Below are 17,841 nucleotides of genomic sequence, written 5' to 3' on the forward strand. Positions count from 1 at the left end.
TTTTTTCCACCATTAAACGAGTGAAATCGTAGGGGTATTTATCATGGCTAACATGTACATGAAGATTGGTTCCACCGAAAGCACTGGCGACGCAACTGCTGCTTACAGTGGTGATGCCGGTGTTTCCGCTGGCGGCTGGTTTGCCATTCGCTCTTTCAACTGGGGCGCTGCCCGTTCCGTAACAATGGACATCGGTAACGGCATGAACCGTGACTCCGGCATGGTGGCCATGAGCGAAATCTCCGTAAGCAAGGAGATGGATGGTGCTTCTGAAAACATCCTGTCCCGCATGTACGTTCCTGGTGAAGCCGGTGACGAAGTTCAGATCATCGTAACCAAGCCAGCTCGTACCGGCCAGGGCCAGGAAGTTTACCTGCAAATGACCATGGAACACGCCCGTATTGTTAACTACTCCCTGAGTGCTTCCGATGGCGCAACGCCATTTGAAAACGTTGCTGTAGCTTACAGCAAAGTAACTATCAAGCGCTGGAATGAAGACGAAGGCGGCAACATGGTTGCTGGCGGCGACGTTACTTACGATCTGCCTACCGGCACAGCTGAGTCTCACTCTATTAGTGGCTAAAGGCTCTATTGGGGCTGAAGGCTCTATTAACCGTCCGGGAACTGTTAATTCAATTCCGGGCGGTTAATTAAATTAAATGGTCGTCTGTTGGTATAAACCACCTTTTGAATACCTATGACGATTTAAAAACTGATTCAACAGTTCATTCATAATAATCGGGATTTACAGCAGTGGCTCTCAATTCACAACATAAGCGTATCAGCAAGAACCGCGTCAGCCTGACCTATGATGTCGAAACCAATGGTGCAACAGAAAACAGAGAATTGCCGTTTGTTGTCGGTGTAGTTGGGGACTTCGCCGGTCATAAGCCGGAACACGAAAAAGAAGAAGTCGATTTCCGCAGCTTTATCGATATCGACAAAGATAACTTTGACACCGTGATGAGCAAGGTTGATCCGAAACTCAGTTATAAGGTCGATAATCGTTTAACCGCTTCTGATGGGCAAGAGTCTGATGAAGAATTTGCAGTCAATCTGTCGTTCAAATCCATGAAAGATTTTGAACCGGTTAACGTTGCCAAACAGATTGAACCGCTCCGTGAATTGATGGAAATCCGCAACCAGCTCAAGGAACTGCTGTCCAAGGCAGACCGCTCCCGTGATCTGGAAAAACTGTTGAAAGAAATCCTGCAAAATCAGGAAGCCAGCTCGTCGCTGATTTCCGAGCTGGGTCTGGGTAACGCTGAAGGAGAAGCATAATGAGTGAAGCAGCACAGCTGGAAGCAGCGCAGTCAGAAACGACTGAATCCCTGAGCTTTCTCGATCAGGCTATCGCCGCGACAACCCAGACGCCTGAAGATACCACCAAGGAACTGCTGTCCGTTTTGATGGGACAGGTGATGGAAGGTACGGTCAGCTGGGACAAAAACCTGACCAAAACCATTGAAGATGCCATTGTTGGCCTTGATGCCAAAATCTCCGAGCAACTCTCTGAAGCCATGCATAATGAGGCTTTCCAAAAACTGGAAGGCTCCTGGCGCGGCATGCAGAAACTGGTGAAGAACAGTGAGCTGGGTTCTCAACAAAAAGTTCGCCTGATCGATTTCACCCGTGACGAACTGCTTGAACAATTCGAAGATGCGCCTGCCGTTGACCGCAGTCGTTTCTTCAACCTGATTTACCAGCACGAATACGGCACCGCCGGTGGTGAACCTTTCGGTCTGCTGCTGGGTGACTATGAGTTCTCCCATAAAGACGAAGACGTTGCCCTGCTTCGCTATGTCGGCGAAGTAGCCGCTGCCGCACATGCACCCTTCATTTCAGCAGCCAACCCTTCACTGTTTGATTTCAAGAGTTTTGAAAACTTCAATGAAGGCAAGCCAGTCGCTGCTGGTTTTGATACACCGGCTTACGCCAGCTGGAACTCTTTCCGTGACAGCGATGACTCCCGCTATGTCACTCTGACCCTGCCAAGAACACTGGCTCGTATGCCATACGGCAATGGTGGCAGCAAAGTTAAAGAATTTAACTTTGAAGAGTTTGGTGAAGCTGCAAACGGCGAACGTCGTCCTGACAATCAGGACCAGTTTACCTGGAGCAACGCGGCTTACGACCTGGGTCTGCTGATCAATAATTCTTTCACCAAATACGGCTGGTGTACTGCGATTCGTGGCGCAGAAAATGGCGGTAAAGTCGAAAGTCTGCCTAACTTCGTCTACAAATCTGATGCAGGTGATCAGGTTCAGCAGTGTCCAACTGAGGTTAACCTGACCGACGAGCGTGAGAAAGAGCTGTCCGATCTCGGTCTGCTGCCACTGGTTCACTACAAGAACAGTGACTTCGCCGTATTTATGGGTGCGCAAACAGTTCAACGCCCAAAGACGTTTACTGATCCGGACGCAACAGCTAACGCCTCTATCTCGGCTCGCCTGCCTTACATCATGGCCAGCTCCCGCATTGCTCACTACCTGAAGGTAATGGGGCGCGACAAGATCGGTTCAGCCATGGACCCGTCTGACGTTCAAAGCGATATGGCGTCATGGATCAATCAATATGTGAACCCGAACGCCGTTGGTAACGACGCCAAGGCGCAGAAGCCACTGCGTGAAGCCGTGGTGAAGGTAGTCGAGCAGACTGGCCGCCCTGGCTGCTACTCCGCCATTGCCTACCTGCGTCCATGGCTGCAGATGGAAGAACTGACCACTTCCCTGCGTATGGTTGCCAACATTCCAGGTTAAAAGCAGCCTGGTTAACGTTTCTGGCTCTCTTTCAATCTGAGAGCCAAAAGAGTGTGTCGGAGGTGAAGTTGTTGTATGAGTGGAATGCCGTCCATTGTCTACTCTCAGCTTCATCTCCGACTCTTATCAGACAGGCTTTAGAGGCCTATTATGCTGACTTCCCTGATACAACAGCTACTTGAACAACTGGAAAATTCTGACACTACTTTTACCTCAGAGTATGATCAGAATGACTGGTTGGAAGCTGTCGTACAAAAGCTGGTCAATGAAATTGACGAGTGCCTGGGCAGACAGTTGGAACTGGTTATTCAGGCGTCTGTTTTCAAAGAACTGGAAGCGCTCTGGCGAAACCTGTCAGCCCTGATTGGCGATGGCTATCCAAGAGGACAGGTTCGTATCCGTATTATGGATATGAGCTGGCATCAACTTTCTGATGACCTCAACCTCAGCTTCAGCCTGAAAGAATCCTTACTGTATCGTCGTGTTTACCAGCAGGAATTCAGCACTTCCGGTGGTCAGCCTTATGGTTTATTACTGGTCAATCATGCTGTCAGCACTGAGTTTGACCACCTTTCCGGTCACGACGATCTCTACACTCTACAATTACTGGGTCAGCTGGGGCACGAAGCCTTATGTCCGGTATTGATGGCTGCTTCAGATGATTTCATCGGCACCAGTGACCCTGATGTCTGGACTGACCCTGAGAGAGTGCGCCGTATATTTGCCAGTGACGACTTTTCCAGCTGGCAGCGTCTTCGTGCTGAGTCGGTCAGTCAGTTTCTGGGGCTTACCATGCCTGCACTGCAGGTCAGAGAACCCTGGTCTGACTATGCAGACGAGTTTCTCTTTGATGAACAGCCCGCTTACTACCCCGACAGTCATATTCTCTGGGGCAACAGTACTTTTGCCCTGGCCAGAAATGTAATCCGTGAATTCTGCCGAATCAGCTGGTTTGGTTTTCTTCGTACCGGCAGTAATCCTCGTAACGGTGGGGCTCTGGTCGACCTTTTTCCTGATCCGGTGACCTCCCTGCGAATCACACCATCGCTGGAAAACTTTTATAGCGACAGTGGCTTTATTCCACTCTCTACCGGTTATCTGGATGGCACAGTGGGTATTTTTTCCAACCGCTCAGTCTTTCATCCCGAGCTGGCAGGCTCTACCGACAATGCCGTAATCAGCATGTTGCAAACGACTTTGCTGGCCTGTCGTATCGGTCATTATTTGAAAATCCAGATTCGCGACAAGATCGGCAGCTACAAAACGGCTGCGGAGTGTGAGAGAGAGTTGAACCGCTGGTTGCAAACTTATACGTCGAATGTCGAGCATGCAGAAGAACATATTCTGGCTCGCTACCCGCTAAAGAAAGCTTTAATAAAAGTATCCGGCAGAGCTGACACAGGTCGCTACCATTGTCAGATATCCCTGCAGCCCCAGTATCAGTTCGATTTTCTCAGTTCCAGTATCGTACTCAAGACTGAGCTAACCAGCACCGAACGGTCGGGGAGGGTCTAGTGAGCTTACTGGATTCTTTCTCAAGCACTGAAACTACGGGCAGTACCAAACAGTCCATCTGCCGGAACCTGGAAATGGTTCTGGACTCCCGCAGAGCTATTTTCGAACTACCCGAGCACTCAAGTCATCTGCAGTCCTCTCTTTACGGTTATGGTCTGAAGAGTCTGCACGACTGTCGTCATTCAGCCAGAGTCAGCGACATCATCGTTGACCTTGAGCAAACCATCCAACGATTTGAACCAAGATTGGAACAGGTGGTTATTGAATTGAACAGGGTTGATGAACATAACAACGCTCTCAGCTTCCATATTGAAGCGGTGATCAAGGGCGAGGATGGCGAGCCGGAAAGCTTCGACACCACCATTAACCTGACCAATGCCACTCTTATAATCGAGGAGCACCGATGATAAAGGAGCATCGTCATGTCTGATCTGTCACTGTGGTATGAGCGTGAGCTAGGCTGGTTTCGAAAATACGCGGGCCAGTTTGCCGACAATCATCCGGGACTCGCTCGCTCTCTGGGCGTCAGCAATGAATCCATCGAAGATCCTGATGTTGCCCGACTGGTAGAGTCTGTTGCACTGCTGAATGCACGGCTCAGCAGCCAGCTGGAAGAAGAACAGCCGCTGCTGACCGACTCTCTGATTCGCATACTGTTTCCGCATTTCCTGCGACCACTGCCCAGCGCTGGAATGATGCAACTGCCGGCCTCCAGCGATGTTGCTTCTATTCAGCATATTCCGGCTGGCAGCCTGTTCAGGGCAAGAATTGATGATGAACGACACTGTGATTTTCGTACCTGCACCGATGCGCAGTTACTGCCGTTCAAACTGACTGATGCTGAAGTGGAGCTGGCTCCATTTTCATTACCGGCGGGCAAAACCACCGACAGCGTTGATGCCATGCTCAGGCTTGATCTTGAACTATGCGACGACAGTCTGAATTTCTACTCCATAGGTAACCTGGAATATCTGAACGTCTTTCTGAAAGGCGAAAACAGTCTGACTCAGCGACTCTATGACCAGCTGTTCAGTCAAGTTTATGCACTGGCAATTTATGATGATTCCGGCCACCAGATAAAACTGCCTGCCAGTGCTCTTGAGCCGGTTCTGATTGATAAGCATGAGCGGATACTGCCGCTGTCTGGTCGAACTTTTTCAGGCTACCAGCTGCTGCTGGAATACATGGCGTATCACAATCTGTTTCTGTCCTTTCGTATTACGGGGCTGGATGGCGTACTTTCACAATTCAGCAACAGTCGCCTGTCACTGGCCGTTTATTTGCGAAACATACCAGTAGAACTGGCTCGCGGCATTACTTCAGAGAACTTCCAGCTGGGCTGTGCGCCTGTGGTAAACCTGTTTGACCGGCGGGGAGAACCTTTAAAGGTTGACCATACCCGTCTGGGTTACCCTCTGGAAATAGATGCCCGCTCTGCCAACCACTACGACGTTTTCTCGGTTAACTCAGTGCTTGATATTTCCGGTGTTCAGCCAGAGCCCCTGCCGGAAATATACGGTCACAAATACTACCAGTCCTACAGCAGCTGTTTCTGGCACTACCAGCCATCCTATTCCAGCCGTGGCAGCAGTTACCGTCATGGTGAGCTGGCTCTGACTGATCTGGATCTGAAACCCTGGCAGGCAGAAAACCGCCAGCTGTCTCCCAGACTGACTTGTTACAACGGTGCCCAGCCTATGGAGCTATCCCTGAAGCACGAACTTAGCTGTCAGGAAAATATTGCCATGCCGGTTACTCCGCAACTTCTGGGCAAGACAACAGCACCCTGGCAACCGGAACTCCGTCAGGCCAATCGCTGGGCATTGCTGGCTCACCTGAAATTTAACTTTGAAGCTCTACTGCGCTCCGATGATCCGGTCAATGAACTGCGGGAGCTACTGTCGCTTTACAACCTGAACAATAACGCCAGCCTGAAGAGCTGTATCGACAGCATTGTCAGCATGGACTGTGAGAGCAAAGTAGCGCCCATCAAGGTTCAGAGCCGTCAGTGTTTTGTTCAGGGCACGGATATTACTTTGACCCTCGATAGAGCAAGAATCAGCGGCGTATCCATTATGTCTTTCATACAGGTACTTGACCGCCTGTTTGCGGGCTACGCGGGCTATAACAGTTTTACTCGTCTGAAAGTGGCCTTTAAATCCGAGTCAGGGTTCTTTTATCTGTGTCCGAGAAGGCAGGGATAAGTCATGTCAGCAGCAAGCGACAGTAAAAACGATGCTAATGGCAAATACAGCGGTAAGAGCAATCTGCTGAGACGGCTTCAGAATCAACCGGAGCAGTGGCAGTTTGCCCAGGCTATTCGCTTGATACTTAACGGGGCTGGTCGCTCTCCGGTTGCTTTAGCTCTGATCAGCGATCCGGGCTATCGCCACACCAAAGCGGAAATGACAGAAATCCGCTACATCAGAAAAACCGTCACGCTTACGACTACACTGCCTTCCCTGACCGGCATTAATGGTGTTTTGCCGTACAGCTATCAGGACAAGGCTCACCAGCTCAGGGTCGGCGAAGACAATGCCAGCCTGCAGGATTTCTACGAAATCTTTAACCAGCGGGTTTTGCTTAACAGCTACCGCAGCCTGACTCGATACCATATTACCTGCCGCTTTGAAGACGGCGTCTGGCTGAAAGAAAACAGACAGCGTCGTTCTTTTCAGCAACGGGAAAATCTCAGAACCCTGGGTGAACAACTCTGCTCACTGACCGGTGTAACCCGTTACCCGCTACTGCCAGCGGATCATCTGGTGCCATACGTGGGAGTTATGGGACAGCGAACTGTTTCAACCTGCCTGCTGAAACAGATTCTTGAAGACTATTTTGGCCTGACGATTTCAGTGTCATCCCAGCCTCTCAAGAAATACCCACTGGATGATGACTGTCGCAGCCAGCTGACCAGTCGCAAAACAGAAACCAATGCGCTTGGTTCAGGTGCTTTGCTGGGCGGTCACAGCTGGCTGGCAAATAACCGCCTGACGGTTGTTATTCACGCTGGTAACGCCGAACAGAAGCGAATGGTAGAGACAGATTGTCGTCTTCATGCCCGTGTTCAGGCTTTCGCTCAGCTCTACCTGAGACGACAGGTTGATATAGACCTTCAGCTGGAGTGCAACTCGGACATGATGCCGCAGCCGCAGTTGAAAACTGACAGGGCAGAACGGGTGCAACTGGGTATGAGCCACAGCCTGCAGTCCGGTTCTAAACCGGTCAGCAAGGTCTCCATAACCCTTGGCAGAGGCAAGGTCTGCTCAACGGGCGTGTTACCGCTATAGCAAATGCAAAACAGTAAAACCTCGTTTTAGATAACGCTTTTAGATAGCACTTTTAGATTTAGACAGCACTGAACGACCAACAGCGAACAAGGCAAAGAACAAGATGCAGCAGGAATTAAAAAAACTCATCGACCGACTGGCTTCAGCACTGTTGACCTCGCTGGAAGCCGCCGCCGGAGATTGCGCCGGTCGTGGCCATAAATCTATAGAGATTGAACACTGGCTGCTGCAGCTGGCAAACAGCGGTGAATTTACCGAACTGGCTAATAAATTCGGTCTGGACAGAGCTGACATACTCTCTGATCTTGATCAACGACTGAACCGTAACTCAACTGGTCATCAGGGTGCTCCGGCTCTTTCCTCAACACTGGTCAGTGTCATGCAGGATGCCTGGGTTGAAGCATCACTGAATGCAGCTCAAGAGAAAATTCGCCTGCCTCATTTGCTCCTGGCACTGATCAACCGTGACAGCTTTATGCTGGTGTCATCGCCCCTGACTGACCAGCTTCGCAAGATATCCCGAGAAAGCCTTCAGGCTATTGCCCGCTCCGATCAATCTGTCGGTACAGAAAGCCAGGCTGTAGAAGATGCCAGCCATGCGGCGCTGGATAAATACACTCGCAACCTGACCGAGCAGGCTCAGGCTGGCAAGCTTGATCCGATCTCCGGTCGTCTCGATGAAATACGTCAGATGATCGATATTCTGTCCCGTCGCCGTCAGAACAATCCGATTCTGGTGGGTGACCCGGGTGTCGGTAAAACGGCTGTTGTTGAAGGATTAGCACAAGCCATCGTTGACCAACAGGTGCCGGACCACCTGCTCAACATTGAATTACGCATTCTTGATCTGTCACTGCTGCAAGCCGGAGCCAGCATCAAGGGCGAGTTTGAAAAACGTCTGCAGGATGTGATCAACGAAGTACAAAACTCAGCGACACCCATCATCCTGTTTATTGATGAAGCCCACACCCTTATCGGTGCCGGTGGCGCAGCCGGACAGAACGACGCTGCCAACCTGCTGAAACCGGCTCTGGCTCGGGGTGAGCTGAGAACTATTGCGGCCACCACCTGGGCTGAATATAAAAAGTACTTCGAGAGCGATGCTGCACTGACGCGCCGTTTTCAGGTGGTCAAGGTTCCCGAGCCTGACGAACAGGATGCTATTGCCATGGTACGGGGTGTTTCCCGTTCTCTGGCGGCTCATCATAATGTCAGAGTACTGGATACTGCTATTGAAGCAGCCGTTAAACTTTCCGTCCGTTATCTGCCTGAACGTCAACTGCCTGATAAAGCCATCAGTCTGCTGGATACCGCCTGTTCCAGAATCGGACTGTCTGCCCGAGCCACACCTGCGGTGATCAACAAGCTTAAACAGCAGCAGGATTACCTGAAGCAGGAAGCCTCTGCTCTTGAACTGGAGTGGAACGCCAGCAGTGAACACCAACAGCGACTGCAGGATATTGCGGCTGAACTGACCGAGCTGGCTGAACAACAGCAGACACTGGAGCAAAAATGGTCACAGGAAAAAGAACTCAGTGGCGCCCTGCTAAGCCTTACCAGTGAACTGGACAGCCAGCGTAACGAGTCCCCTGACTTCAAACCGGAGCAGGTTCAGCTGGAACAACTGGAGCAGTTACAGCAGCAATTAAAAGAGCTGCAGGCAGAAAACCCTCTTGTTAAGCCTTTTGTTGACGACCAGAGTATCGCTCAGGTCATCGAAGGCTGGACCGGAATTCCAGCTGGTAACATGGTGGCGGATGAAACCGAACGACTGCTGAAGCTTGAACAGGCACTGGCAGAAAGAATCATTGGCCAGAAGCTGGCCATCAATGCCATCAGTGAAACCATCCGCATCAACAGAACCGGCCTCGGTGACCAGCGTCGTCCGATGGGTGTATTCCTGATGTGTGGCCCTTCCGGTGTTGGTAAGACAGAAACTGCTCTGGCGCTGGCAGATCAACTGTTTGGGGGCGAACAGAATCTGACAGTGATCAATATGACCGAATTCAAGGAAGAACATAAGGTTTCAATGCTGCTGGGAGCACCGGCCGGTTATGTGGGCTATGGTGAAGGTGGCGTGTTGACCGAAGCCGTTCGCCGCAAACCTCACTCCATTGTTCTCCTCGATGAGATGGAAAAAGCACACCCTGGCGTTCACGACATTTTCTATCAGATTTTTGACAAGGGCCGCATTTCCGACAGTGCCGGACAGGAAGTTGACTTCAGAAACACCCTGATCATCATGACATCTAACGCGGCTGACTTTGCTATCTGTGACTATGTTGAGAAAGGCTCTGCTGAAGACAGCCCCGTCAAATATGGTCCATTAGTTTCAGCCATTGAAGATGATCTGATGACTTTCTTTAAACCGGCATTTCTCGGACGTACCCGAATCCTGCCCTTCCTCCCACTGAATCAGGAGGAGATGAAGTCCATCTGCCGTATCGCCATCGCACGAATAGAAAAGAACATTGCCGAAAAATATCAGGCGACACTGGCTATTGATGATAAAGCCATTGAACAACTGGTGATGTGGAATAACAGTCCGCACACCGGCGCCCGTGCCGTTGAACAGATTATTCAGCAACAGCTTATGCCACTGCTGGCAAAAGAGTGTCTGCTGCACACCAGCACTGGCCAGGAGATTAACCGTGTCGAGGTTTCAGTGGCTGGACAGTCTCTCCATGTGGAGCTGTCCTGATGCTGTTTATAAAGACACTATTTATTAAGACACAATCAGGGAGGCCGTTAGTTAATGCCTCAGGCTAATTCCCAGAGTTATGACAGCGGGCAACGCCCGCTGGTACTGATTACCGAATCCGGTGACGAATGTATCGCCACCCGTATGGAAAGCAGTGATTTTGTCGATGACTGCTATCAACACCGAGTGTCGTTTATCGCCCGTAAGCTGAGCCCAGAGAAGTTGCTGGGCATAGGCATCAGTGTTGTCTATCAACCACGTGTTTCAAGCACTGGCAGTTCACCAGCGGCCTTTCACGGCATCTGTATTGAAATCCGTAAAACAGGCTCCCTTCAAAGCAGAGGCTATGATCAGTTCACTGCGGTTCTAGTGCCCTGGTTCTGGCTGTTGCAGCACAGAACCAACTGTCGGGTTTATCAGGAACAGAAAGCAAGCGAAATCATTAAGTCTCTGGCTTCTGAACACGGTTTCAGCAGCCAGCTGGATCTGGCTGCCAGTGGTGATAAAGCCAGAGAGTACTGTGTTCAGTTCAATGAAACTGACCGTGACTTTATCGTTCGCCTGATGAACGAAGAAGGCTGGCACTATCACTTTCAGCAACAGAAGGGCGATCACAAACTGGTCATCGGCGCTGACAATGGCTGCTTCTCAACCGTTGCCGAAGGCAGTGCCGACCACTTTGCCGAAAGTGATAAACAGGAATGGGCGATTACCGACTGGCAGCACAGCTTCTCTCTGGGAGCCGGTGGTGCCATGACCAGCGACTACAGTTATGAACTTGCTGAAGCCCTGCCCGGCAGCAAGGTGAACAGTGCCTCTGGCATAAAGGCTCAGAAAAGCCTGCAGCATTACTTCTACCCTGGTCGTTATCAGGAAAAAAGCGCTGGTACTGATGTAGCCACACAAGCCATTGAAGGGTTCGACAGCCGATACAGTCAGGTAGAAGGCGGCAGCAGCCTTTCAGGGTTTTATGCGGGTGGTTGTTTCAAGCTGGATCATCACGTTGATGCTGAAGAGAAAGGCGAGTACCTGCTGCTGGCTGTGCACCATGAGTTTGCTGCGGCTGAAAGTGGCAGAGAGATGGAGTACAGCAACCGCTTTGTCTGCATTCCGACTGATAACGATTACCGACCGCTCCCTTCCTTTGAGAAACCAAAAATTCTCGGACTGCAGAGTGCAATCGTCACTGGCCCCTCGTCGGAAGAGACTCATATCGACGACTATAACCGGGTAAAGGTTCAGTTCCACTGGGATACCGAAGGCCAGGGCGACGATTCCTCATCCTGCTGGGTACGTGTGGCCCAGAATATGGCTGGCAATAACTTTGGCAGTCACTTCATTCCCAGAGTGGGCGATGAGGTACTGGTCAGTTTTCTGGACAGTGACCCGGATCGCCCTGTGGTGACAGGCTCTGTTTATAACGAAACTCATAAGCAGCCTTATACCGAACCCACCAGCTACGGAATAAAACTCCAGTCTTCACCAGACGGTGGTGCCGATACCTTCAACGAATTGCGTTTTGACTGCAAAAAAGATGAAGAACAGGTCTATCTTCAGGCAGAGAAAGATCTGCTGATCGATGTCAAAAACGACCGAACAGAAACCATTGTCGGCAACCTGACGGAAGAAATCCAAAAGACTGTTACCCGCACCATCAAGGAAGACGACACACTCACTATCGAAGGCGAACAGGCCGTTACTGTCACCAAAAAAATTGCGATAACAACCGATGACGCCTACGAATTGACAGCCAAGGGCGGCTATCAGTTACAAACCGATGACGATGCCAGCTTAACCGTAAAAGGTGGCACCAGCATCGACAGTACTGGCGATATTGCTATGGAAAGTAAGGGCAATATTGAGGGCAAGGCCACCAATTCCCTGAACCTGGAAGGTATGAGCATCAAACAGACCGGACAAACCGGCATAGATCTGGAAGTAGGCCCCAGTAAGATTGCCCTGTCACCCAGTGGCGTAGAAATAAGCTGTGGACCCAGCACCATAAAACTGTCGCCCAGCGGCGTAGAAATATCCGGTGTGCAGTTCAAGGCTGAAGGTCAGGTTAAGGCAGAGTTGAAAGGCGGTGTGATGGCGACAGTTGAAGGTACGGTGAAAACCGATATCAAGGGCACCATGGTAGGCATTCAGGGTAATGCCATGACCCAGATAAAAGCGGGCGCCATGGTGGAAATTCAAGGGGCTATAGCGAAGATTAACTGATGTTTTCCAAAGTACAGACACTTCGAAAAATACCTCAGGAATATGCCCTGGAGGTTATCAACCGCTATCAGGTCGACAAGACTCTGAAAGAAAGCGTTCCTTCGGACCAGTCACCGCAGGAACTGATCGAACAGTGGCTAAAAGAAGAGAAATACAACGAGCTGGTGACCTTTCTCTGTCATGCCCTGTCGGCCCGGGAAGCGGTCTGGTGGGGTTGCCTCTGCCTGCGCATGGTTGAGCAGGAATTAAACGACGTGCAACAACAGGCACTTTCTGCAGCAGAATCTTGGGTTCGTGAATCCACAGAAGCAAATAGACGTATATCAGAGACAAGGGCAAAAAGAGCGGAACTGGATAACGCGGCCGGATGGCTGGCACAGGCTGCTTTCTGGAGTGGTGGCAGCATCACTCCCATAGATGGACCGGCCAATCCGGCTCCACCTTATCTTTACTCCCATGCGGTAGCGGGAGCTATCTGTCTGAGCGCAGTGCTTCCCGATGCCAGTAATGGCAAGAAAAACTACAAGGCAATGATCAGAACAGGTCTGATCATCGCCGATGGTGGCAATGGCCGTTAACGATTTTTTTGTCCCTACGGACAACAGGAGGTTGCTATGAGACCCGCAGCACGTGCAACAGACATGCATGTATGCCCCATGCAGACACCTGCCATTGTGCCTATTCCCCATGTTGGCGGCCCACTATTACCACTGCCGTCTACTGTTCTGATTGGCAACCTGCCTGCTGCTACTGTCGGCCAGCCCTGTATCTGTGTCGGGCCACCAGACAGCGTCATTCTGGGCAGCTTTACCGTTCTTATTAACAACAAACCGGCCGTACGTATGGGTGACCCTACTGCCCACGGCGGCACTGTAATCCTGGGCTGGCCTACTGTTTTGATTGGCGGCTGACGTACTCAAAGATCAGGAGTTTTTAGACCATGAGATTTTCCGAACTGTTTAACGAAAAAGAGTTCCCCAACGGCATAACGTCCATTCCTGCGCCGCAGTTCAGAAGCATGGTTTCTGACTGGGCTCAAGCTATGGGTAAACGTTGCGGCTATAAAAAAGCGACTCGACTGGAGCACTGGCAGGAAGCTATTGATACGGTCTATTCCACGCTGGAAAACGAACTGGATACTACCGATACAGCCACTATTCAGTCCCACAAGATGTGGCGTGACATGATGCTGGCTGCCAAGCTCTACTTCCCTGAGCATATCAATATCTATCACCCAACCATTGTTGAACAGCAACGCACTCGCCTGCTGGTTGAGAACAGCAAGATTACCCGTCATCTTCGCAATAAAGCTGAACTGCTTAGTTTTCTGAAATCAGATAAGGAGCTGGGGGTAAAAACCCTCAGCGATCTGGCAGTCTCTCGCCTTCAATGTGAGGTAATGGCTACCTCGGCTGAGATACTTCTGGCGCAGTACAAAAGCTACCAGAATAACCCTGGCAAGAGTTTTTATTCAGGTACAGCGACAGCTGGAACCAGTAAAGATGGCAGTAAAGGCAAAACAGGAGTATCAGGCTCTGTCGGTGCCAAAGCCAGTGCCTCAGCACAGGCAGGATATAACAGCGGAGATGTTGCTTTTGGTAGTGGAGGCCATGCACACCTTAAAGCATCGGTAATGGCTTCCGCTGATATAGACACCTATGCCAAAGCCGAAGCCAAAATTGATGACTTAAAGGCTTCCGCAAAAGTAGGTATTGATGCAATGGCAGAAGTCAGTGCCAATGTCGATTACGGCATTTATCATTCATGCAACGTATCGGTTGATTACCTTCGCCGTACACTCGGCGACAAGTTCAAAACCATTGAAGCGCAATGCAAGGGCAAAACCTTTGCTTCTGCCAGTGGCAGCGCCAGTGCTTCTGCCAATGGTCCGGGCAACGTTACCTTTCACCATGCCAAAGACCAGAACAAGGCCTTTAACAGTTTTCAGACATTGAATGATGACGACAAGGCAAAAGCCAAGGGCAGGGGAAAAGAGGTTTTTAACATTGCCAGTGCCGAGGTTAATGCTGAAGTTGAACTAAAAGTGGGCCTGGAAGGCAGCACTAACCTGACTCTGTTACAAATGATTGATCTGGAATTGTCTGCCGAAGCTTTTGTGACCGCTGCTGCTGCCGGCAACCTCAAGTTCTATGTGAACGAGCAGGAAGTAGGCATGAACATTGGTGGCAGTGCCATGGCCGGTTTTGAGGCAGGTACCAAACAGAAAATCACTTTCAAACATCCCTCCCGAAATGTCAGCATTATCAGCAGTCAGGTTCACGAAGCCTTTACTGCCGGTATTGGCATCGAGGGCAAGGTTTCTGCCATTGCCTCCTTTGACCAGTGTTTCTTTGATACCTCTGTTACCACTACCCTCGGTATTGGTGCCGGATTTGCAGCCAATACCGTAGTGTCACCTCGTGGCCTGCTGCTTCTGGGTTATGACTTCCTTGCTGTTCCTACTGTTCTGGCTCTGGGTAAGGCTATGTCCCGCTACAATAATGGCCCTCATACCCAGCGCCTGCAGAAGGTTTGTGATTTTCTCAACAAGCAGGCTTCCAAAGGAGAAATCAATCAGGTTTACCTGGACAACATGACTCGTATTGGTGCCTGCATTGCCTCCCTGAATAATGATGCAGAGCGTCTCTACAAAATGACCCAGTTCCGCGCTCCCGGTGTCAATGTGAAAGATCAATACACTGAGATGGCCAAGGGGGATATTGCTGACGGCGTAAAAGGAACCTCTCAGTCCACTTATTATGACTACACAACCACGACCAATGAGACAGGCCCACTGGCCGTTATCTTCGGCAGTGAAGCGGATGAAGGCCACAGTAATATTTCCGGGCCGGAAGGTGTTGGCGAAGGAATGAGAGGGCAGGTTGTGGTTCAGTCATTCATTTCCAGTCAAACCACTAACCGCGGTGACAAACTGTCTAGTGTCGTCAGTACCGATAAGCAGGCACTGCATAATGCTGCCGCAGCTTATGAACAGGCCACAAGCAATGGCAGTGGAGCCTGCGTAGCTTACGAAGTACTCAGAAGAGACATGTTAACGAAGAAGGTCAACTACGCCTGATCAACAGGTTAAAAAAGCAAGAGCCTCCTTGCCAATAAAAGCTCAACTCTTCTCACCAGCACTCAATGTGCCCTGCCCGGAATAAAGTGAATTGCACTATCAACACTTGTTCCGGGCTAGTTTATCTATGCTGATATCACCGTTTTGCTGGCTACCATCTTTCACACCAGCAGCTTGCACGTACTGAGGCTTTCCCATGAGATTTGCTGAGCTTATTGCCGAACAAAAAAAGAAACACTCCCAACTGGTGAATATTCCCCAGGCCGAGTTCGTCAGCCTGATTAAAGGCTGGACCCACGAAATGGGTAAAAGGTTCGGTTATCGCCGTGCAACCAGAATGGAGCACTGGCAGGAAGCTATAGATATTGTTTATACCACTCTGGAACATGAGCTTAAAACCATCGACAGTAATAAAATCATGGCCCATGAAAAATGGAACTCGATGGTTCTGGCAGCCCAATTAAACTTTCCCGAGCATATTCGTGCTTACCACCCCTCCCCGGTACAGCAGCAGAAAGTGACCAAGCTGGTCAAACTAAGCTCACTTCGTCGTATATTAAAAGACAAGCTGGAGCTGATGACTATTCTCAAGGAGGACAAGACATTCAATGTTGAGACTATTTCTGATCTGACGGTCTCACGACTCCAGTGTGAAGTGCTGGCAGCTTCCGCGTCCAATATGATTCTTGCATACCGCGGGACACCACAGGACAAGTACAAGGTCGATACCGGCGCAGAAGCTGAAGCAACAGGTTCAGCAGAAGCAAGCCGCAGTAAAACCTCCGCTTCAGCTTCTGCCTCAGGGTCAGCCAGCGCCTCTGGCAGTGCCAGCTACGACAGCGGAGTGAAGAAACTCAGAGGTGGCTTCGAGCACCGAGTCAAAGCAGCCGTTGAAGCCTCCGCCAGTGTCAGTGCGGAAGCCAGTGCCGAAGCCAAGGCCAAATCACTGGTGGCCAGCGCAAATGCTGGTATTGATTCCACTGCCAGTGTTTCTGCTGACTTTGACTATGAAATAAACAACAGCTGTAAAGTAAAGGTAGACGTTCTTCGCCGCACACTGGGTGACCGATTCAAACTGATTGAAGGTCACCTCAGTGGCCATGCCGAGGCGGTTGCAGGAAGCAGGGCTTCCGCAGAAGGACAAATCGGGTTACCAAAACAGAAAGGCGAATACGATCTTGCAGAGAAAGAAGGCAAAGCAAATACCTCTTCCCTGCTGAATGCCAGCGCCAGCGCTGAAGTAGAAATAGCTGTTAAGGTTTCCGGCCGTGCCGGTGTAACCCTGCTCCAGACTGCTGATATAGAAGTCACGGGGGATTTGGCTGCCAGTGCATCTGCCGCCGGTAATGTCGAAGTCTTTATCAATGGTAAAGGTGTAGGGCTGGATATTGGCGCATCAGCTATGGCAGGATTTTCAGTCTCATCTGATCAGACTTTCTCCCTGAAGCATACTTCCAGAAACATCAGTATCTTCAGTCTGAAATTCAGTGAATCCTTTAACGCTGGTGCGGGAGCAGAGGCTAACCTGAGCGCCATGGCCACCGCCGACTCGGTCAGTTTCAACAGTTCGGCAGGGGCAACACTGGGCATAGGTTCCAGTCTTGGTTTCAGCACGGTTATCTCGCCCCGTGGTGTCTTCCTCGCTGGTTATGACCTCTTTGCCAGCTCAGCGGTAGGCATCATGGAAGCGAAACTGAAAAACTACGACCCCACCCATGCCAGTATTCATATGCAGAGAATGAAAGCCTTCACTGACTTTATGAACAGGAATACCTCGAAACTGGAAGTTAACCAGGTTTATCTGGACTGTCAGAATCGTATCACTTCGTTGATTGCCAGCCTGAATGCAGAAATGGACCATTTGAGTGACCCTGAAATGCAGTGGCGGACTGCCGGCTTCACAGGTTACTCCGATACTTCGCTGACAGATATTGGTGTTATTCAATCCGCTTATCATAAGAACGAATGGAGTCAGCGCAAGACACCTCTCAGTGTCGTATTTGGCTCAGAGGCAGAAGCAGGTGATGCCGGAATACAGTTAATGGGAGTTAGTGAAGGGCAGCGCGGAGAATCGGTTACGCAGTCAACACTGCAAACGGATCCAACACTGGTAAGAACCAATGCCGTGGACCCGGCCAAGCAGAACCTTCATTCTGTCGTCAGCCGATACGAACAAGCCAAAATACACGGCAGTGGTGAACGACTTGCTTTTGATGTGATTCGTAAGGACCTGCTGACGAAGTCCGGTATCGACTATTCTTAACGGCCATTCTTAAC

Annotated in this window: 13 protein-coding genes; all 13 read left to right on the forward strand. The window is 50.5% G+C overall.

Going from position 1 to position 17,841, the window contains the following annotated elements:
- Window positions 1-43 precede the first annotated feature (43 nt).
- Window positions 44-583: a type VI secretion system tube protein Hcp gene (locus EOPP23_RS06575; protein ID WP_153765180.1), complete on the forward strand. Its 540-nt coding sequence runs from the start codon at window positions 44-46 to the stop codon at window positions 581-583.
- 170 nt (window positions 584-753) lie between these two features.
- Window positions 754-1,281 (forward strand): type VI secretion system contractile sheath small subunit, encoded by a 528-nt coding sequence (gene tssB, locus EOPP23_RS06580; protein WP_370514698.1) that lies wholly within the window; start codon window positions 754-756, stop codon window positions 1,279-1,281.
- Window positions 1,281-2,759, forward strand: a complete 1,479-nt coding sequence (gene tssC, locus EOPP23_RS06585) for a type VI secretion system contractile sheath large subunit (protein WP_153765181.1) — start codon at window positions 1,281-1,283, stop codon at window positions 2,757-2,759. Before tssB ends, tssC begins: the two co-directional genes overlap by 1 nt.
- Before the next feature lie 150 nt (window positions 2,760-2,909).
- Window positions 2,910-4,274, forward strand: a complete 1,365-nt coding sequence (locus tag EOPP23_RS06590) for a type VI secretion system contractile sheath domain-containing protein (protein WP_153765182.1) — start codon at window positions 2,910-2,912, stop codon at window positions 4,272-4,274.
- Entirely contained in the window at window positions 4,274-4,681 is a 408-nt protein-coding gene (gene tssE, locus EOPP23_RS06595; protein ID WP_153765183.1) for a type VI secretion system baseplate subunit TssE, read from the forward strand. The genes EOPP23_RS06590 and tssE overlap by 1 nt, the downstream gene beginning before the upstream one ends.
- 15 nt (window positions 4,682-4,696) lie before the next feature.
- The gene (tssF, locus tag EOPP23_RS06600) at window positions 4,697-6,478 is read left to right on the forward strand and encodes a type VI secretion system baseplate subunit TssF (RefSeq protein ID WP_153765184.1); all 1,782 of its coding nucleotides are present in this window, start codon (window positions 4,697-4,699) and stop codon (window positions 6,476-6,478) included.
- Between the two features lie 3 nt (window positions 6,479-6,481).
- Window positions 6,482-7,564, forward strand: coding sequence for a type VI secretion system baseplate subunit TssG (locus EOPP23_RS06605; RefSeq protein ID WP_153765185.1), 1,083 nt, complete (start codon window positions 6,482-6,484; stop codon window positions 7,562-7,564).
- A 103-nt stretch (window positions 7,565-7,667) separates the two neighbouring features.
- The gene (gene tssH / locus EOPP23_RS06610; RefSeq protein ID WP_153765186.1) at window positions 7,668-10,265 is read left to right on the forward strand and encodes a type VI secretion system ATPase TssH; all 2,598 of its coding nucleotides are present in this window, start codon (window positions 7,668-7,670) and stop codon (window positions 10,263-10,265) included.
- Window positions 10,266-10,319: 54 nt separating this feature from the next.
- Window positions 10,320-12,485, forward strand: coding sequence for a type VI secretion system Vgr family protein (locus EOPP23_RS06615; RefSeq protein WP_153765187.1), 2,166 nt, complete (start codon window positions 10,320-10,322; stop codon window positions 12,483-12,485).
- A complete protein-coding gene (locus EOPP23_RS06620; RefSeq protein WP_153765188.1) occupies window positions 12,485-13,063 on the forward strand; it encodes a Twin-arginine translocation pathway signal in 579 nt (192 codons plus the stop codon). The genes EOPP23_RS06615 and EOPP23_RS06620 overlap by 1 nt, the downstream gene beginning before the upstream one ends.
- 36 nt (window positions 13,064-13,099) lie before the next feature.
- The gene (locus EOPP23_RS06625; protein ID WP_153765189.1) at window positions 13,100-13,396 is read left to right on the forward strand and encodes a PAAR domain-containing protein; all 297 of its coding nucleotides are present in this window, start codon (window positions 13,100-13,102) and stop codon (window positions 13,394-13,396) included.
- 29 nt (window positions 13,397-13,425) lie between these two features.
- Window positions 13,426-15,564: a hypothetical protein gene (locus tag EOPP23_RS06630; RefSeq protein ID WP_153765190.1), complete on the forward strand. Its 2,139-nt coding sequence runs from the start codon at window positions 13,426-13,428 to the stop codon at window positions 15,562-15,564.
- 196 nt (window positions 15,565-15,760) lie between these two features.
- Window positions 15,761-17,827, forward strand: a complete 2,067-nt coding sequence (locus EOPP23_RS06635) for a hypothetical protein (protein WP_153765191.1) — start codon at window positions 15,761-15,763, stop codon at window positions 17,825-17,827.
- Window positions 17,828-17,841 lie beyond the last annotated feature (14 nt).

It is taken from the genome of Endozoicomonas sp. OPT23 (assembly GCF_009653635.1).
Classification (GTDB): Bacteria; Pseudomonadota; Gammaproteobacteria; order Pseudomonadales; family Endozoicomonadaceae; genus Endozoicomonas_A.